We start from the raw sequence: 16,727 nt of genomic DNA, 5'->3' as shown, positions 1-16,727 counted from the left end.
GCGGGGCGCGGGCCCGCGGTCCCTTGCGCGTACGGCAGCGGATCGGGCCGCCGTCTTGCGGGTCCGGGGAGCCCTGCCACCGCGGACGCGTGGCCGCCCTAGCGTGGCGGCATGACGCACTCCTCCCCGCACCCGGTTCCGCACGGCGCGCAGCACCACCACCCCGGGCCCCCGCCCGCCGCCCCTGCCCCCGCCACCGCCGGCCTCGACGACCAGGCCGAGATGCTGGACCTGGACGCGGAAGTGCTCGCCGAGCACACCGCCGCGATCACCGCGTGGCTGCCGGTCCACGGGCGGCCACGCCGCATCCTGGACCTGGGCTGTGGAACCGGGGCCGGCACCTTCGCCCTCCTCGCCCGCTTCCCGGCCGCGGAGGTGACGGCCGTCGACGCCTCGCCCGCCCACCTGGACCGGCTGCGGGAGAAGGCCGACGCCCTCGGCGTCGCCGACCGGGTACGGGTCGTACGGGCCGACCTGGACGGGGACTGGCCCGACCTCGGCCGGCCCGAACTGGTCTGGGCGTCGGCGTCGTTGCACCACATGGCCGATCCGGACCGCACCCTGGGCGCGGTCCGCGCCCTGCTCGCGCCCGGCGGCCTGCTCGCCGTCGTCGAGCTGGCCGGCTTCCCGCGCTTCCTGCCCGCGGGCGCACCGCGGGAACGGCCCGGTCTGGAGGAGCGCCTCCACGCCGCCCTCGCGCGCCACCACGCCGAACACGTCCCGCACCGCGGCGCCGACTGGGGACGCAAGCTGGCCGCCGCGGGGTTCGCGGTCGAGGGCGAGCGGACGATCGGCGTGCACATCGCGGCGGCCGACGACGGCATGGTCGCCGGCTACGCGCTCAGCGCGCTGAAGCGGCTGCGCGCCGGTGTCGCCGAGGCCCTCCCCGCCGACGACCTCGCCGCGCTCGACCGGCTGCTCGACACCTCCGCCCCGACCGGGCTCCCGCACCGCGACGACCTCGCGGTCCGCACCGAGCGCACCGTGTGGGCCGCCCGCCGACCCTGACCGGTCCGCCCCCGCCCCCGGGTCCCGCCCGCCCGTCGCCCTTCCCGGCCCTCCGCCGGGCTCCATGGCGTACACCCGTGTCGGCCGGGGGACCGCGGCACGGGGCGATCTCCCGCCCACCCCGCCTGGCGCGCGCCGTCCACCGAGCCCGTTCCGGTCCGGGGCCGCCCCGGGCGTGCCGGGTCGTGGACGTGGCTGGCGGTGTCCGGTCGGCGGGCGGCGGACGCCGGGTGCGGGGCCCTGGCTGCCGGGTGCCGGGTCGGCCCGCGGTCGTCCAGCAGGTTGCTCGCGCGTTCTACCGCCCAGCACTTGACTGCCTTGCGCGGGTCGGGCCGCGCGCCGCCGGGCCGCCGACCGGGCGCGCGCCGTCCACCGTGCCCGTTCCGGTTCGGGGCCGCCTCGGGCGTGCCGGGTCGTGGACGTGGCTGGCGGTGTCCGGTCGGCGGGCGGCTGACGCCGGCTGCGGGGCCCCGGCCGTTCCCCGGCCGCCAGGTGCCGGGTGCTGGGTGCCGGGTCAGCCCGTGGTCCTCCAGCGGGTCGCTCGCGCGTTCCACCGCCCAGCACTTGACTGCCTTGCGCGGGTCGGGCCGCGCGCCGCCGGGCCGCCCGCCGGGCGCGCGCCGTCCACCGTGCCCGTTCCGGTCCGGGGCCCCCCGGGCGTGCCGGGTCGTGGACGTGGCTGGCGGTGTCCGGTCGGCGGGCGGCGGACGCCGGGTGCGGGGCCCCGGCCGCCACCGTGCTGGGCCGCCCGCCGGGCTCCGCGTCGTCTGCCGGTGGCGGTCGTGCCCGGGCGGGAAGCCGGCGCCCCGCGCCGGGCCCGGGCGCCGTGTGATCGGTCGCCGCCGACGGGGAACGGCCATTCCGCCGCCGAGGTGGCCGAAACGCGGGCGCCACGACGGCCGTGTTACCTCGTCGTTATGTCGGGGCGGCAACAGTGGGCGGGCAAAGAGCCTGCCTGCTGGAAGGAGCTGCCATGTCGAGGGGGAGCGGCGCGCTCACCCGCCGCGCCGGCCGCACCGGCCGCGGCCGGGCCCGGGGCGTCCCGCCGGGCCGGCCGCCGACCCGGCGCCGGGCACCGCGCACCCCCGCGGGGCAGTGACCGGTGCGCACCGTGAGGGACGGCGTCCTCGGCGCCAGGATCTCGATCGCCGCACCCGACGCCGCCGACTTCGGCACCTTCGACCTCGCCACCCGCGCCGCGTTCGCGCTGCTGCACCGCATCGACGACGTCTTCTGCGCACCCCGGCCCGGCGGTTCGGCCCGCCGGACGTTCGAGGGCCTGCTCGGCGCGGCCGATCCCGGCGGGCGGCGCGGGGCGCGGGAGAGCCGCGAGGCGCGGGAGTTGTGCGAGACGCTGCGCGCCGTGGGCGAGGAGGTCTTCGACGCCCTCGACGGCGGTGGCGCGTGGGACGGCAGCGGCTACGTCGGCCGTCCCGCCGCCGGGCGGGACGGCGGCGCCCGGCTCGACCCGCGCAAGGCGGTCAAGTGCTGGGCGGTGGAACGCGCGAGCGACCTGCTGGAGGAGCGCGGGCTGACCCGGCACCTGGTGAACGCGGGCGGCGACCTGAAACTGCGCTCGGACGCGGGCAGCGGGCCCGCGTGGCGGGTGCGGCTGGCCGACCCCCGACTGGCCGGCGGCCTGCTCGCCACGCTGGAGATCCGCGAGGGCGCCGTCGCCACCCGCGCGGCCGGTGGGCCCGGCCTGCCCGCCGACGCGTCCGGCGCCGCCCTTGCCGCCGGCCCGGCCCGCGGAGCGCTCGCCCAGGTCGCCGTGGTCGGCGCCGACCTGGCGCGGGCCGACCTCTACGCCACCGCCGCGATGGCGCAGCCGACCGCGGACCGCGCCCGCGCCTGGCTCGACGGCCTCGCCGCGAGCACGGCCTACCAGGCCCTGAGCGTCGACACCGGCGGCCGTATCCACACCACCGCCGGCCTGGCCGGCCGGCTCCACCTGGAACCGGAGCCGGGCGGGAGCGCGCGCTGGCCGGCCGGTCCGTGGCCCGGTCCGGGAACGACACCGACCTCCCGGACCGACGATCCGTCACCAGCGCCGTCCGGCACCGGCCTTGAGCCGGCGTCGGAGCCGGCGCCCGACGGCGCCCCCGGACCGCCTGCGCGGCAACCGCCTGAGCCGCCCTCCGAGTTCGGCGGGAGCGGCCAGGGGACAGGATGAGGCCATGCGTATCCTGATAGTCGAGGACGAGCAGCGCCTGGCCGCCGTCGTGGCCGAGGGGCTGCGGGACCAGGGCATGGCGGTGGACGTCTGCCACGACGGCGACGACGCGCTGGCGAAGATCGAGGTCACCGGGGGCTACGACGTCCTGGTCCTCGACCGCGACCTGCCCGGCCGGTCCGGCGACGAGGTGTGCGCGGAACTCGCGCGCCGTGCCGAACCCCCGATGATCCTCATGCTCACCGCCCTGTCCGGCGTCGACGACCGGGTCGACGGCCTGACGCTGGGCGCCGACGACTACCTCGGCAAGCCCTTCTCCTTCGCCGAACTCACCCTGCGCATCCAGGCGTTGGCCCGACGGCGCGCCTCGCACGGCGTGACCCTGGTCTGCGGCGACCTGACGATGGACACACTGCGCCGGACGGTGCGGCGGGCCGGCCGCCCGGTGGCCCTGACCGCCAAGGAGTTCGCGGTGCTGCGGCTGCTGATGGCCGCGGACGGTGCGGTGCTCAGCCACGAACAACTGCTCGAACGGGCCTGGGACGAGCACGCCGACCCGTTCACCAACACCGTGCGGGTCACGGTCAACCGGCTCCGCCGTAAGCTCGGCCCGCCCGACGTGATCGAGACCCTGGTGGGTGCCGGCTACCGGATCGCCCGGTGAACCTGCTGCGCCGTGCGGCCGGCCGGCTGCGCCACCCGTCCCTGACCATCCGCGGGCGTCTCACGCTCACCTACGCGGCCCTGTTCACCGTCGGCGGCAGCGCCCTGGTGATGGCCATGACCACCGCGCTCTACCACGAGATCTTCCGGCCGCTGCCCGCCTCCCAGATCCCCAGCAGCCTCGACCCGGACCACGACAACTTCGTCGGCCTGTCCGACCAGATACGCGACGCGGCCGCCTCGCGGCTGCTGGTCATCGCGCTGCTGCTGCTCTCGGTCGTCGTCGCGCTGTCCACCCTGGTCGGCTGGTGGGTGGCCGGCCGGCTGCTGCGGCCGATCGCCGAGATCACCGCCGCCGCGCGCAGGGCCACCGACGCCACGCTGCACGAACGGCTGCGGCTGACCGGCCCGGCCGACGAACTGCGGGAGCTCGGCGACACGTTCGACGAGATGCTGGAACGCCTCGACCGCGCGTTCGGCGCCCAGCGCCGGTTCGTCGCCAACGCCAGCCACGAACTGCGCACCCCGCTCGCGCTCACCCGCGCGGCCGTCGAGGTCACACTCGCCAAGCCCGTGGTCACCGAGGAGCAGTGGCGCACCATGGCCGCCGACGTCGCGGACTCCACCGGCAGCGCCCAGCGGCTGATCTCCGCGCTGCTGGTGCTCGCCCGCTCCGAACGCGGTGTCACCGACCTGGTCGAGGACGACCTCGGCGACGTCGCCGCCGAGGCGCTGGACCAGGTGGCCGCCCGGGCCAGGAAGCGCGGCCTGCGCCTGGAGGCCGACCTCGCCTCCGCCCCGCTGCTGGCGAACGTCGCGCTGCTGGGCATCGCGGTCGCCAACCTGCTGGAGAACGCGGTGCGCTACAACCGCGACGGCGGGCTGCTGCGGATCACCACCGCGCCGGCCGGCGACGGCGCGGTCCGGCTGACGGTCCTCAACGACGGCCCGGCGCTCGACCCCGACCGGGTGGAGAACCTCTTCGAGCCCTTCAACCGCGGCGACCGCACCCGGCGCCGCAGCGGCCCGCACGACCTGCCGGACGGCACCGGCCTGGGACTGTCCATCGTGCGGGCGGTCGCCCGGGCGCACGCCGGCAGTGCCACCGCCCGGGCCCGTGCGGAAGGGGGCCTGAGCGTGGCGCTGGAGCTCCCGGCCGGTCTCGGCCGCGACGCCTGACGCACCCGTCCGCGCTCCAGGCGCCTGGCCCGCCCGCCGCGGCTGTCCGCGAGGGGCCGCGGGGCGGCGGGCGTGGCACCGTGGAGGCATGTGCGGAAGGTATGTCGCGTCCAGGGCGGCGGAGGACCTCGCGGTCGCGTTCGACGCCGAGGTGCAGGTCAGGTCCGGGGAGCAGGCGCCGGCGCCGAGCTGGAACGTGGCGCCGACCGACCAGGTGTGGGGCGTGGTACAGCGCAGGGAACGCGACGGCGCCGAGGCCGTGCGGCGGCTGCGCCCGCTGCGCTGGGGACTGGTGCCGTCCTGGGCGCAATCCCCTGCTTCCGGGGCGAGGCTGATCAACGCGCGTGCCGAGACCGTCCACCGCAAGCCGGCCTTCCGCAAGGCGTTCACCGCCCGGCGCTGCCTGCTCCCCGCCGACGGCTACTACGAGTGGGAGACCGTTCCGGGCGGCGGCCGCGCCAAGGCGGTGAAGAAGCCGTACTACCTGCACCCGGCCGACGGGTCGCTCCTCGCGATGGCCGGGCTGTACGAGTTCTGGCGCGACCCCGAGGCGCCCGAGGGCGAGGACGGGTGGATCGTGTCCTGCACGATCATCACCACCGACGCGACCGACTCCTCCGGCCGGGTCCACCCGAGGATGCCGCTGACGATCGCGGCCGAGCACCACGCCGACTGGCTCGACCCCGACCACGGCGACCCGGACGACCTGCGCGCTCTCCTCGCGCTCCCCTCCGGCGGCGACCTGGACCTGCGTCCCGTCCCGCCCACGGTGAACAGCGTCCGCAACGACGGCCCCGAACTGATCACCGAGGCTCCGTAGGCCCGCAGGGCGCCGCGAACGACCGGGGCCCGGCCGCCGGTTGTCCGGACGGCGCACTGGGCCCGGACGGTGCGGGGTGCGGCCGGCTCAGTCCTGTGACGGGTGGGGGAGGGGCAGGGTGACCGTGAAGACCGTCGCGCCCGGGCGGCTGCGCACGTCGGCGGTGCCGCCGTGCGCGGTCGCCACCGCCTCGACGATCGCCAGGCCGAGCCCGGCGCCGTGACCCTCCGGCCCCGCGCCGCCGCCCGCTCCCTCGGGACGGGTGTGGTCGGCGCGGGCGAACCGCTCGAAGACGGTGTCCCGCACCCCCTCCGGAATGCCCGGGCCGTCGTCCTCGACCTGGAACCGGGTGCCGTCCCCGCCCTGGCGCAGCCGGACCGTGACGCGGGTGCCGGGCGGGGTGTGCCGGCGGGCGTTGCCCAGCAGGTTCCCGGCGACCTGCTGGAGCCGCAGCGGGTCGCCGGCCACGACGACCGGCTCCTCCGGCAGGTCCAGCTCCCAGCGGTGGTCCGGGCCGGCCGCGCGCGCGTCGTCCACGGCGTCCAGCACCAGCCGGGTCAGGTCCACCGGCTCGGCGGCCAGCGGCCGGCCGGCGTCCAGCCGGGCGAGCAGCAGCAGGTCGTCGACCATGCCGCCCATTCGCACCGACTCCGCCGTGATCCGCTCGAGCGCGCGCGCCACACCGGGCGGCACCGGTCCCGGGTGCAGCCGGGCGAGCTCGGCGTGGCCGCGGACCGAGGCGACCGGGGTGCGCAGCTCGTGGCTGGCGTCCGCGGCGAAACGGCGCAGCCGCTCCTGGCTGGCGTGCCGCTCCCCGAGCGCCCCCTCCACGTGGCCGAGCATCCGGTTCAGCGCGATGCCGACCCGGCCGACCTCGGTGCGCGGATCGGTGTCCGGCACCCGGTCCGGCAGGGTCACCTCGCCGCTGGCCAGCGGCAGCGCGGTCACCGCGGTGGCGGTGTCCGCGACCCGGCGCAGTGGCCGCAGCGACCAGCGCACCCAGAACGCGCCCGCCGCCCCCGCCACCAGCAGCGCGCCGCCGAAGACGCCGCCCTCCACCGCCAGCAGCCGGGTCACGGCGTCCTCCACGCCGTCCAGCGGCAGCCCGGTCACCAGCACGTCGCCGTCGTCGCCGTCCACCGCCTTGACGCGGTAGTCGCCGAGCGCCGACAGGTGCAGCCGGTGCACGCCGCCGTCCACCGGCACCGCGGCGATCGCCGCCTCGTCGCCCGCCGTCAGCCGCACCGAGGTGCCCGCACCGGAGCGGACCACCCCGGCCGCGGTGACCTTCCCGTCCAGCAGGCGGGCGCCGAACGTGCCCGGCGTCTGCCGGCGGGTGTCGCCGTGCGGGTTGTCCGCGTCCGGCTCGCCGCGCCCGCGGTGCTCCAGGCTCGCCGGGAACGTCCCGCCCGCCTGCGCGATCTGCTGGTCGAGCCGCTGGGTGAGGAAGGAGCGCAGCGTGACGACGGCCGCGATCCCCACCGCGGCGCAGCCGAGCGCCAGCAGCACCACCAGGCCGCAGGTCAGCCGGGCCCGCAGGGTGCGCGGCAGGACCCGCCGTGCGGCGGCGCGCAGCCGCCCGGACCGCGTCACCGCGGCGCGGCCTTGAGCACGTAGCCCGCCCCGCGCACGGTGTGGATCATCGGCGGCCGACCCGCGTCGATCTTCCGCCGCAGGTAGCTGATGTACAGCTCCACCACGTGCGCCTGGCCGCCGAAGTCGTAGGACCACACCTGGTCGAGGATCCGCGCCTTGCTCAGGACCCGGCGCGGGTTGCGCATGAGGTAGCGCAGCAGCTCGAACTCCGTCGGCGACAGCTCGACCGGCTCGCCGCCGCGGGCCACCTCCCGGGCGTCCTCGTCGAGGGTGAGGTCGCCGACCACGAGCTGCGCCGCGTCGTCGCGCGCCCTGGTCATCCCCGCCCGGCGCAGCAGGCCGCGCAGCCGGGCCACCACCTCCTCCAGGCTGAACGGCTTCGTGACGTAGTCGTCGCCGCCGGCCGTGATGCCCGCGATCCGGTCCTCGACGGAGTCCCGCGCGGTGAGGAACAGCACGCACACGTCCGGCAGCGCCGCCCGCAGGCCGGCGAGCGCGGCCAGCCCGTTCCCGTCCGGCAGCATGACGTCCAGGACCACCGCGTCGGGGCGGAATCCGGCGGCCTCGGTGAGCGCGCTCGCCACGTCCCCGGCGGTGCGCACCTGCCAGCCCTCGTAGCGCAGGACCCCGGCCACCACCTCGGTCAGGTCCGGTTCGTCGTCGACCACGAGCACCCGGATCGGGGAGCCGTCGGGCCGGGTGAGGGGCGCGGGCCGGGCGCGCGGTGCGGTGTCCATGGTCCTTCCAGCATCCCTCCCCGCGCCCCCGCCGCCACGCCGCGCCGCCTCTGAGTCCGCTGTGAGCTTCCCCCGGCAGGGCCGGTTCAGAGCTGGCTGAGAGGTTGCCCCCGCACAGTGGCGGTGCACGGCGAGGAAAGGAAACGTCCGCATGACCACCACCTACGGCCCGCGTACGACGCGGCATGCCGCGGCGCCCGCCCCACGGCGCTCCCCGGCCGCACTGGTCCTCCTGCTCTGCTGGGCGGGCGCGGCCGCGGTCCTCGCCCTGTGGTGGCAGGACACCGGCTCCGTGGTCGGCACCGCGGACTGGCTGCTCGGCGCCGGCCGGATCGCCGGGCTGCTGTGCGGGTACTCCTGCGCGCTGCTGGTCGGCCTGATGGCCCGGGTGCCGGTGCTGGAACAGGGGGTGGGCAGCGACCGGGTGGCCCGCTGGCACGCCGCGCTCGGCCGCTACACCGTCTGCCTGCTGCTCGCGCACGTCACCCTGGTCCTGTGGGGGTACGCCGTGCAGGCCCACGACGGCGTGCTCGGCGAGACCGCCACGGTCGTGCTGACCTACCCCGACATGCTCAAGGGCACCATCGGCGGCGCGCTGCTGGTCGCCGTCGGCGTCGTGTCCGCCCGCGCGGTGCGCCGCAGGGTCCGCTACGAGACCTGGTACTACCTGCACCTGCTCACGTACCTGGCGGTGTTCCTCGCCTTCTGGCACCAGCTCGCCCTGGGCGCGGACTTCTCCGCCCACCCCCTCGCCCGCGCGTTCTGGTACGCGCTGTACGCGGCGGCCGCCGCGGCGGTGCTCTGGTTCCGCGTGGCGGCGCCGCTGCGGCTGAACCTGCGGCACCGGCTGCGCGTGGCGCAGGTGGTGCGGGAGGCCCCCGAGGTGGTCTCGGTGATCGTGACCGGCCGCGGCCTGGCCCATCTGCCCGCCCGGCCCGGGCAGTTCCTGCGGTGGCGCTTCCTGGCCCCCGGCCTGTGGTGGACCGCGAGCCCCTACTCGCTGTCCACCGCGCCGCGGCCCGACCTGCTGCGCATCACCGTCAAGGCGGTGGGCGGCCACAGCCAGGCGCTCACCCGGCTGCGTCCGGGCACCCGGATCTGGGCCGAGGGGCCGTACGGCGCGCTGACCGCCGACCGCAGGACCCGGCAGAAGGTGCTGCTGCTCGCCGGCGGGGTCGGCGTGACGCCGCTGCGCGCCCTGTTCGAGGCGCTGCCCGCCCGCCCGGGCGACCTCACCCTGATCTACCGGGCCCGCACCGCGGACGACCTGGCGCTGCGCGGCGAACTGGAGGCGATCGCCCGCAACCGCGGTGCCCGCCTGCACTACCTGCTCAACGAGGCGGACGGCCGCAGTCCCCGGCTGACCGCCGGCTTCCTGCGCGGCGCGCTCCCCGACATCGCCGGCCACGACGTGTACCTGTGCGGACCGCCCGGCATGGCCCGGGCGTCGTACGAGGCGCTGCGCTCGGCCGGCGTGCCGGCCCGCCACATCCACCACGAGTCCTTCGAACTGTGAGCTGCCCGTGAACAGCCTTGCCCCCCGCCCGCTGCGGCGGATCGCGCTGAGCGTCCTGGTGACCGTCGCCGGCGTGCTGCTCCTGCTCAGCCTCAAGCCGCACAGCACGGCCACGGCCGCCGCCGGCGGCTCCGCGGCGGACACGCCCGCGCCGTCCGCGTCCGCGACCTCGCCGGCGACCTCGCCCGCCGCCGGCTCCACGGGCACCCGCACCGTGGACGGCGACACCGTCCAGACCCGCTACGGGCCGGTGCAGCTCCGGGTCACCCTGAAGGCCGGCCGCATCACCGCGGTCACCGCCCTCCAGACACCGACCGGCAGCCCCCGCGACGAGGAGATCACCGGCTTCGCGGTGCCCCAGCTCACGCAGGAGGCGCTGTCCGCGCAGAGCGCGTCGATCGACACCGTCTCGGGCGCGACCTACACCAGCGAGGGCTACATCCAGTCCTTGCAGAGCGCCCTGGACCAGGCAGGAGGCTGAGGTGGCGGACCAGGACGGCGCCCGGCTCCGCCGGGTCGAGCACACCATGGGCACGGTCTTCTCCTTCGACGTGCGCGGCGGCGGCCCCCGCCCGGCGGCCGCGCTGGAGGCCGCGGTGGCCTGGCTGCGCCACGTGGACGGGACGTTCTCGACCTACCGGCCCGGCAGCCAGATCAGCCGCCTGGCGGCCGGCACCCTCGCGCTGTCGGCGTGCTCGCCCGAGGTGTGGGAGGTGATGCGGCTGTGCGAGGCCGCGGAACGCCGCACCGGCGGCTGGTTCAGCGCCGGCTACCGCGGCGGCTTCGACCCGACCGGACTGGTCAAGGGGTGGGCGGTGGAACGCGTGGCCGCGATGCTCGCCTCGGCGGGCGCCGAGGCGGTGTGCGTCAACGGCGGGGGCGACGTGCAGGTGCACGGCGGCCCCTGGCGGATCGGCGTCGGCGATCCGCTGCGCCCGGGCCGGCTGGCGACCGTGGTGCACGCCGACGGCGAACTCGCCGTCGCCACCTCCGGACCCGCGGAGCGCGGCTGCCACATCGTGGACCCGCACACCGGGCGCCCCCCGGCCGACGCGCTCGCCTCCCTGACCGTCGTCTGCCGCGGGCTGACGGAAGCGGACATCTGCGCCACCGCCGGCTACGCGAGGGGCGGATCGGCCCGGGACTGGCTGCGCTCGCTGCCCGGAACGCGGTCCTTCGCGGTGACCGCCGACGGCGCCACCTGGCGGACCGGCGGCCTCGGCGAGGAGCCGCCGGCCGTGGCCGGAGGCCACGCCGCCGGCCGGCCGCACGGCGACCGGAGCCGCCCCCGGCCGCCGGCAGCGCACCCCGGCCCCGGCCGGTAGCCGTTGCCGTCGGGTTCGGGTTCGGGAAGGGGCGGGCGGGGGCCCGGGCTGTCGTCTCGGGGTCGGCGGACGCCGGCGCTACGAAGCCGTACGGCTGTCGTGGTCGGCGGGCTCCTGGCGGGGCACCGTCGAGGAGGCGACGACCCCCCGCGGCGGGGTGACGGCCGAGGTGATCAGTGCCGCGACGCCGAGCAGGACGGCCACGGAGGTCAGGGCGCGCAGCGTCGTCAGGTGGTCGGCGAGCAGGCCGATCGAGGGCGGCCCGGCCAGGAACGCGCAGTAGCCGATCGACGCGATGACGCTGACCCGCCCGGCGGCGTACCTCGGCTCGTCGGCCCCGGCGCTCATGCCGACCGGGAAGCCCAGCGAGACCCCCAGGCCCCACAGCACCGTGCCGAGGAAGGCCAGCGGCGTGGCGGGGGCGAAGACGAACAGCAGCGCCCCCGCGATGCCGAAGGCGGCCAGGACCCGCAGCACCGGCACCCGGCCGTGCCGGTCGAGCAGCATGGGCCCGAACCACCGGCCGAGCGTCATCGTGGCCAGGAACGTCGCAAAGGAGAGGGTGCCCACCAGCGCCGACGTGCCGTAGCCGTCGATCGTGGCGATCCCGATCCAGTCGTTGCCCGTGCCCTCGGCGAAGGCGAAGGCGAGCACGAAGACGCCGATCAGCAGCGTGCGCGGCTCGCGCCACGCCGCGAGCGGGCCGCGCGGCGCGGGCGCCGGCTCGTCGGGGCCGTCGTCGAGGGGGGCGTCGTCCCGCAGGAAGGAGCGGGTCCCCCAGGGCACGGCCAGCGCGATCACGGCCGCGGCTAGGACCAGGTGCACGGTGACCGGGACGTGCAGGGCGACCATGCCCGCGCCGATCAGCGCGCCCGCGACGGTGCCCAGGCTGTAGCCGGCGTGGAACCGGGACATGATCGACCGGCCGAGGTGCTTCTCGACCAGCGCCCCGTGGACGTTCATCGCCACGTCCCACGCGCCGGTGCCCAGGCCCAGCAGGAACAGCCCGACCACGACCGGGAGCGTGCCGTGCGGGTAGCCGACCGCCACGGTCGACAGGCCCACGCACAGCAGCAGCGACATGCAGGCGACGGTGTTCCTGGTGCCGGCACGGTGGATCAGCGGTCCGGCCAGGGGCAGCGCGATCAGCGAGCCGGCGGCGATGGCCAGCAGCACCAGGCCGAGCCGCGCCGGCGACAGGTGCAGGTGGTCGCGGACCTGCGGCAGGCGCGAGGCCCAGCTGGAGAAGGCGAGACCGCAGCCGGCGAAGGCGATGTACGTGCCGCGGACGGCACCGCGTATCCGGGCCGGCGGGAGTGCGCCGGGGGCGGGTGTGGACGGCATGGGTGGCGGCTCCGTGGGAATCGTGGTCAGGCGGCCGCTGCTCTTCCAGCTCGCCAGCCGATCCACCGTAGCAGCAGCGGGCGGCGGATCGGCCCTGGTCGGCGGCTTGTTGTGGTCGGCCGGGGGGCCGATCCGGGCACCCCGATCCGTGTGCCCGGCCCGGGCGGCCGACCCGTGCGCCCGGCCCGGGCGGCCCGCACCCGCGCCCGGCGCGGGCCGGCCTACGCGGGCGGCGGGGCGGTGGTGGCGCGGACGGTGAGGTGGACCGGGAGCATGGTCGTCTCGGGGACGGCCGCGCCCTGGAGTTTGGACATCAGCAGCTCCACCGCGCGGGCGCCGACCAGCGCGGTGGGGAGGGACACCGACGTGATCGGGGTGGCGGCCGGTTCCGCGATCTCGTCGGGACAGATCGCGGCGACCGAGACGTCCTGCGGCACCCGCAGCCCCAGCGCGGTCAGCGCCTCCACCAGTGGCTGCACGATGGGCTCGTTGTGGACCACGACCGCGGTCAGGCCCGGCTGCTCGCGCACCAGCCGCTCGGCCAGCGCCCGCGCCGCGACCGGGGTGTCGGCGCAGGGGTGGACGGAGGACGCCAACCCGTGCCGGTCGGCGGCCGCGGTGAAGCCCGCGGCCACCCGCCGCGCGAAACCGGTCCCGCGGACGTAGACCTCCGGGTGCGAGCCGACCAGCGCGACCCTGCGGTGGCCGAGCGCGGCCAGATGGTCCACGCACGCCTGCGCCGCCTGCCGGAAGTCCAGGTCGACGCAGGTCAGCCCGGTCGGATCGGCCGGGTAGCCGATCAGCACCGACGGCTGGTCCAGGGTCCGCAGCAGCGGCAGCCGGCGGTCGTCCACCTCGACGTCCATGATGACGAACGTGTCCGCCATCGCGCTGTGCGAGACCCGGATCAGGCCCTCCTCGCCCTCGCTCCCGGTGAGCAGGAGCACGTCGTGGTCGTGGTCCCGCGCGGCGGTGACCACCGAGGTCGCGAACTGCATGACCACCGGCACGTGCATGCCCCGGCGCAGCGGCAGCACCAGCGCCAGCACCCGGGCCCTGCTGCTGGCCAGCGACCGGGCGCCGGCGTGCGGCCGGTAGCCCAGTTCACGGATGCTGCGCTCGATCCGCAGCCGCGTCTCCTGGGAGATCGGCCGCTTGCCGCTGAGCGCGTAGCTGACGGTGCTCGGCGAGACGCCCGCGTGCGCGGCGACGTCGGTGATCTTGACCATGGCGCTCCCTCGTCCGGCGGCCCCACCCGTGCGGATCTCCCTCAACTGCCGGACAGACGGATGGTGAGGCTACCGGTTCCGGCCGCGGCCCGGGCCGCGGGCCCGCCCGCGACCTCCACGCCCCACGGCAGGGACGCGTCCGCGAGCTGCGCCCGCAGCACCTCCCCTTCGCGGACGACGGTCGCCACGAGCGCGGGACCGCCGTCCGGGCGCGGGACGCGCACCGTGGCGCGCGCGCCGTCGGCCGGCCGGAAGACCCGCAGCGTCACGCCGTCGGCCCAGTCGTCGTCCGGACGGTCGTCGGCCGCCGCCAGCGGGACCACCGCGCCCGGCCGCACCAGCAGCGGGACGCTCGTGTAGCCGTGCGTCTCGCGCACCCAGCGCGGGCCGGTGACCTCCTGTCCGGTGCCGAAGTGCGTCCAGGTGCCCTCGGGCACGTAGTACGCCACCTCCCCGGCGGGGGAGAGCACCGGGGCCACCAGCAGGTCGCCGCCGAGCATGTACTGCCGTTCCAGGTGGCTGCATCCGGGGTCGTCGGGGAACTCCAGCACCATCGCGCGCATCACCGGCAGGCCGTCGGTGTGCGCCTCGTACGCGGCCTGGTACAGGTAGGGCATCAGGCGGTGCTTGAGCCGGGTGAAGACGCGCAGCACCTCCACCGCCTCCTCGTCGAACAGCCAGGGCGCGCGGTAGGACGACGAGCCGTGCAGCCGGCTGTGCGAGGAGAGCATCCCGAAGGCGATCCAGCGCTTGAACAGTCCGGGGTCCGGGCGCCCCTCGAAGCCGCCGATGTCGTGGCTCCAGAAGCCGAACCCGGACAGGCCGAGGGACAGCCCGCCGCGCAGCGACTCGGCCATGGACACCCAGGTCGACTCGCAGTCGCCGCCCCAGTGCACCGGGAACTGCTGGCTGCCGACGGAGGCCGAGCGGGCGAAGACCACCGCCTCCGCCGGACCGCGCTGCTCGGCCAGCACCTCGAAGACGGTCCGGTTGTAGAGCAACGCGTAGTAGTTGTGCATGCGTTCGGGGTCGGAGCCGTCGAAGTACGCGACGTCGGTGGGGACCCGCTCGCCGAAGTCCGTCTTGAAGCAGTCGACGCCCATCGCCAGCAGCGTCCGCAGCTTGTCGGCGTACCAGGCGCGGGCACCGGGGTTGGTGAAGTCCACCAGTGCCATGCCGGGTTGCCACAGGTCCCACTGCCACACGTCGCCGTCGGGCCGCAGCAGCAGGTAGCCGGCCGCCTTGCCCTCGGCGAACAGCGGTGACCGCTGGGCGATGTAGGGGTTGATCCACAGCGAGATCCTCAGCCCCCGCTCCTTCAGCCGGCGCAGCATCCCCTCCGGGTCGGGGAAGACCCTCGGGTCCCAGGCGAAGTCGCACCAGTTGAACTCGCGCATCCAGAAGCAGTCGAAGTGGAAGACGGACAGGGGCAGTTCGCGCGCGGCCATGCCGTCCACGAAGCCGGTGACGGTCTGCTCGTCGTAGGAGGTGGTGAAGGAGGTGCTCAGCCACAGGCCGAAGGACCAGGCCGGCGGGAGCGCCGGGCGGCCGGTGAGCGCGGTGTACTTGCGCAGGATCTCCTTGGGCGTGGGCCCGTAGATGACGTAGTACCGCAGGTGCTGGCCCTCGATGCTGAAGCCGACCCGGGAGACCTGCTCGGAGGCGACCTCGAAGGAGACCCGGCCCGGGTCGTCCACGAAGACGCCGTAGCCGGCGTCGGTGAGGTAGAACGGGATGTTCTTGTAGGACTGCTCGCTGCTGGTGCCGCCGTCGGCGTTCCAGATGTCGACGCTCTGGCCGTTCCTGACCAGCGGCCCGAAGCGCTCGCCGAGGCCGTAGACGCTGGTGCCCACCTCCAGCCGGAGCTGCTCGCGGACGTAGTGGCGGCCGTCGGCGGGCTGCATGAAGCCCATGGACTTCGGGCCGCTGCCGGTCAGGGTGCGGCCGCCGGCGCGGAAGTCCATCGCCCAGCCGTCGCCGCGCGCGAAGTGCACGCTCAGCCCGCCGGAGACGAGGGTCGCCTCGTCGCCGGTGACCGCCGCCTGCGGTGCGTGGGCGGCGGTGCGCAGGGCGAAGCGCGGGCCCGCGGCCCGCCCGCCGTCGAAGTGGGTGACGCGCACGCCGATCACGTCCGGCATCGGCGCGGTGCAGTCGACGGTGACGAGCGGGCCCTTGAGCAGGTCGCCGCGGTGCCGGACGGGCTGGGTGGGCGCGTGGACGGTCAGCGTGCCCTCGCCGGCGGTGGCGTCGAGCACCTGCGCCGGATGGGCCGCCGTGACCCCCTCGCGCAGCAGCCAGTATCCGTCGGTGAACTTCATCGTCTGGGGGACCCTTCTGGTCGGGCCGCCGGTACCCGGCGGTGGCTACTTGACCGAGCCCACGGCGATGCCGCGGGTCAGCGTCCGCTGGAAGACCAGGAAGAACACGACGGCGGGCAGGGTGCCCAGCAGGCCGGCCGCGTTCGTCATGGTGGCGTCCATCAGCCGCTGGCCCTGGAGCACCCCGAGGGCGACCGAGACCGTCTGGTGGTCGTTCGACGGGAGCATCACCAGCGGCAGCAGGAACTCGTTCCAGGTCCAGATGAAGAAGAGCACCATCAGGACGCCGAGCGTGGAGCGGCTGACCGGCACCACGATCCGCCACAGCACCTGCCAACTGGTGGCGCCGTCGATCCTGGCCGCCTCGACGATCTCCCGGGGGAAGGCGCCGAGCACCGACGACAGCAGGTAGGTGCCGAACGCCGACTGGATCACGCTGAAGACGATGATCAGGCTCAACCGGGTGTCGTAGAGGCCGAGTTGCTTGGACAGGTAGTACAGCGGGTAGACCAGCGACTCCTGCGGCAGGACGTTCGCCAGCACGAAGAACGCCAGGATCCAGGTACGGCCCCGGAGCCGGCCGATGCCGATGGCGTAGGCGTTGAGGACCGACAGCAGCACGCCCGCCAGGGCCACCGACCCGGAGATCAGGGTGGAGTTGACGAGCATCCGGCCGAAGTCCACCCGGGTCCAGAAGCTCCGCAGGTTCTCCAGGTGGATGCCGTGCGGCAGCGACAGCGGGCCGTGGGCGGCGTAGTCGGCCGGCGACTTCAGCGCGTTGTCGAGCACCACCAGCAGCGGAAGCACCATCAGGACGGC

The 16,727-nt window shown here is 75.9% G+C and carries 14 protein-coding genes; 8 read left to right on the top strand and 6 right to left on the bottom strand.

Going from position 1 to position 16,727, the window contains the following annotated elements; all coding sequences use genetic code 11:
* Nucleotides 1-111: 111 nt before the first annotated feature.
* From RVR_RS02220 to RVR_RS02200, 5 genes are all read left to right on the top strand, one after another.
* On the top strand, nt 112-1,008 hold the full coding sequence (locus RVR_RS02220; RefSeq protein ID WP_202232168.1) for a class I SAM-dependent methyltransferase: 897 nt from the start codon (nt 112-114) through the stop codon (nt 1,006-1,008).
* A 1,102-nt stretch (nt 1,009-2,110) separates the two neighbouring features.
* The gene (locus RVR_RS02215) at nt 2,111-3,181 is read left to right on the top strand and encodes an FAD:protein FMN transferase (RefSeq protein ID WP_202232167.1); all 1,071 of its coding nucleotides are present in this window, start codon (nt 2,111-2,113) and stop codon (nt 3,179-3,181) included.
* A 4-nt stretch (nt 3,182-3,185) separates the two neighbouring features.
* Nucleotides 3,186-3,845, top strand: a complete 660-nt coding sequence (locus tag RVR_RS02210) for a response regulator transcription factor (RefSeq protein WP_202232166.1) — start codon at nt 3,186-3,188, stop codon at nt 3,843-3,845.
* Entirely contained in the window at nt 3,842-5,023 is a 1,182-nt protein-coding gene (locus tag RVR_RS02205; protein WP_202232165.1) for a sensor histidine kinase, read from the top strand. Before RVR_RS02210 ends, RVR_RS02205 begins: the two co-directional genes overlap by 4 nt.
* 88 nt (nt 5,024-5,111) lie before the next feature.
* Entirely contained in the window at nt 5,112-5,843 is a 732-nt protein-coding gene (locus tag RVR_RS02200) for an SOS response-associated peptidase (RefSeq protein WP_202232164.1), read from the top strand.
* Between the two features lie 87 nt (nt 5,844-5,930).
* Here RVR_RS02200 and RVR_RS02195 read toward each other — a convergent pair whose 3' ends face one another.
* Complete coding sequence (locus tag RVR_RS02195; RefSeq protein WP_237404516.1) at nt 5,931-7,436, bottom strand: sensor histidine kinase; 1,506 nt, start codon at nt 7,434-7,436, stop codon at nt 5,931-5,933.
* Entirely contained in the window at nt 7,433-8,176 is a 744-nt protein-coding gene (locus RVR_RS02190) for a response regulator transcription factor (protein ID WP_202232163.1), read from the bottom strand. Before RVR_RS02190 ends, RVR_RS02195 begins: the two co-directional genes overlap by 4 nt.
* Nucleotides 8,177-8,327: 151 nt before the next feature.
* Here RVR_RS02190 and RVR_RS02185 point away from each other — a divergent pair, with 151 nt between their 5' ends.
* From RVR_RS02185 to RVR_RS02175, 3 genes are read left to right on the top strand one after another with little or no spacing between them, the layout of a single operon-like run.
* Entirely contained in the window at nt 8,328-9,692 is a 1,365-nt protein-coding gene (locus tag RVR_RS02185; RefSeq protein ID WP_202232162.1) for a ferredoxin reductase family protein, read from the top strand.
* A 7-nt stretch (nt 9,693-9,699) separates the two neighbouring features.
* The gene (locus RVR_RS02180; RefSeq protein WP_202232161.1) at nt 9,700-10,173 is read left to right on the top strand and encodes an FMN-binding protein; all 474 of its coding nucleotides are present in this window, start codon (nt 9,700-9,702) and stop codon (nt 10,171-10,173) included.
* A 46-nt stretch (nt 10,174-10,219) separates the two neighbouring features.
* Nucleotides 10,220-11,017: an FAD:protein FMN transferase gene (locus RVR_RS02175; protein ID WP_202238322.1), complete on the top strand. Its 798-nt coding sequence runs from the start codon at nt 10,220-10,222 to the stop codon at nt 11,015-11,017.
* Between the two features lie 78 nt (nt 11,018-11,095).
* Here RVR_RS02175 and RVR_RS02170 read toward each other — a convergent pair whose 3' ends face one another.
* The 4 genes from RVR_RS02170 to RVR_RS02155 all read right to left on the bottom strand — a co-directional run bounded on the left by RVR_RS02170 (nt 11,096) and on the right by RVR_RS02155 (nt 16,718).
* Nucleotides 11,096-12,361, bottom strand: a complete 1,266-nt coding sequence (locus RVR_RS02170) for an MFS transporter (RefSeq protein WP_202232160.1) — start codon at nt 12,359-12,361, stop codon at nt 11,096-11,098.
* A 221-nt stretch (nt 12,362-12,582) separates the two neighbouring features.
* The gene (locus RVR_RS02165; RefSeq protein WP_202232159.1) at nt 12,583-13,590 is read right to left on the bottom strand and encodes a LacI family DNA-binding transcriptional regulator; all 1,008 of its coding nucleotides are present in this window, start codon (nt 13,588-13,590) and stop codon (nt 12,583-12,585) included.
* Between the two features lie 41 nt (nt 13,591-13,631).
* Entirely contained in the window at nt 13,632-15,908 is a 2,277-nt protein-coding gene (gene yicI, locus RVR_RS02160) for an alpha-xylosidase (RefSeq protein WP_202232158.1), read from the bottom strand.
* A gap of 45 nt (nt 15,909-15,953) precedes the next feature.
* Nucleotides 15,954-16,718 (bottom strand): carbohydrate ABC transporter permease, encoded by a 765-nt coding sequence (locus tag RVR_RS02155; RefSeq protein WP_202238321.1) that lies wholly within the window; start codon nt 16,716-16,718, stop codon nt 15,954-15,956.
* Between the last annotated feature and the right edge of the window lie 9 nt (nt 16,719-16,727).

Source organism: Streptomyces sp. SN-593 (assembly GCF_016756395.1).
Lineage (GTDB): Bacteria > Actinomycetota > Actinomycetes > Streptomycetales > Streptomycetaceae > Actinacidiphila > Actinacidiphila reveromycinica.
The sequence above is the reverse complement of the archived record's forward strand: the minus strand, read 5'-3'. Positions and strand labels throughout refer to the sequence as shown.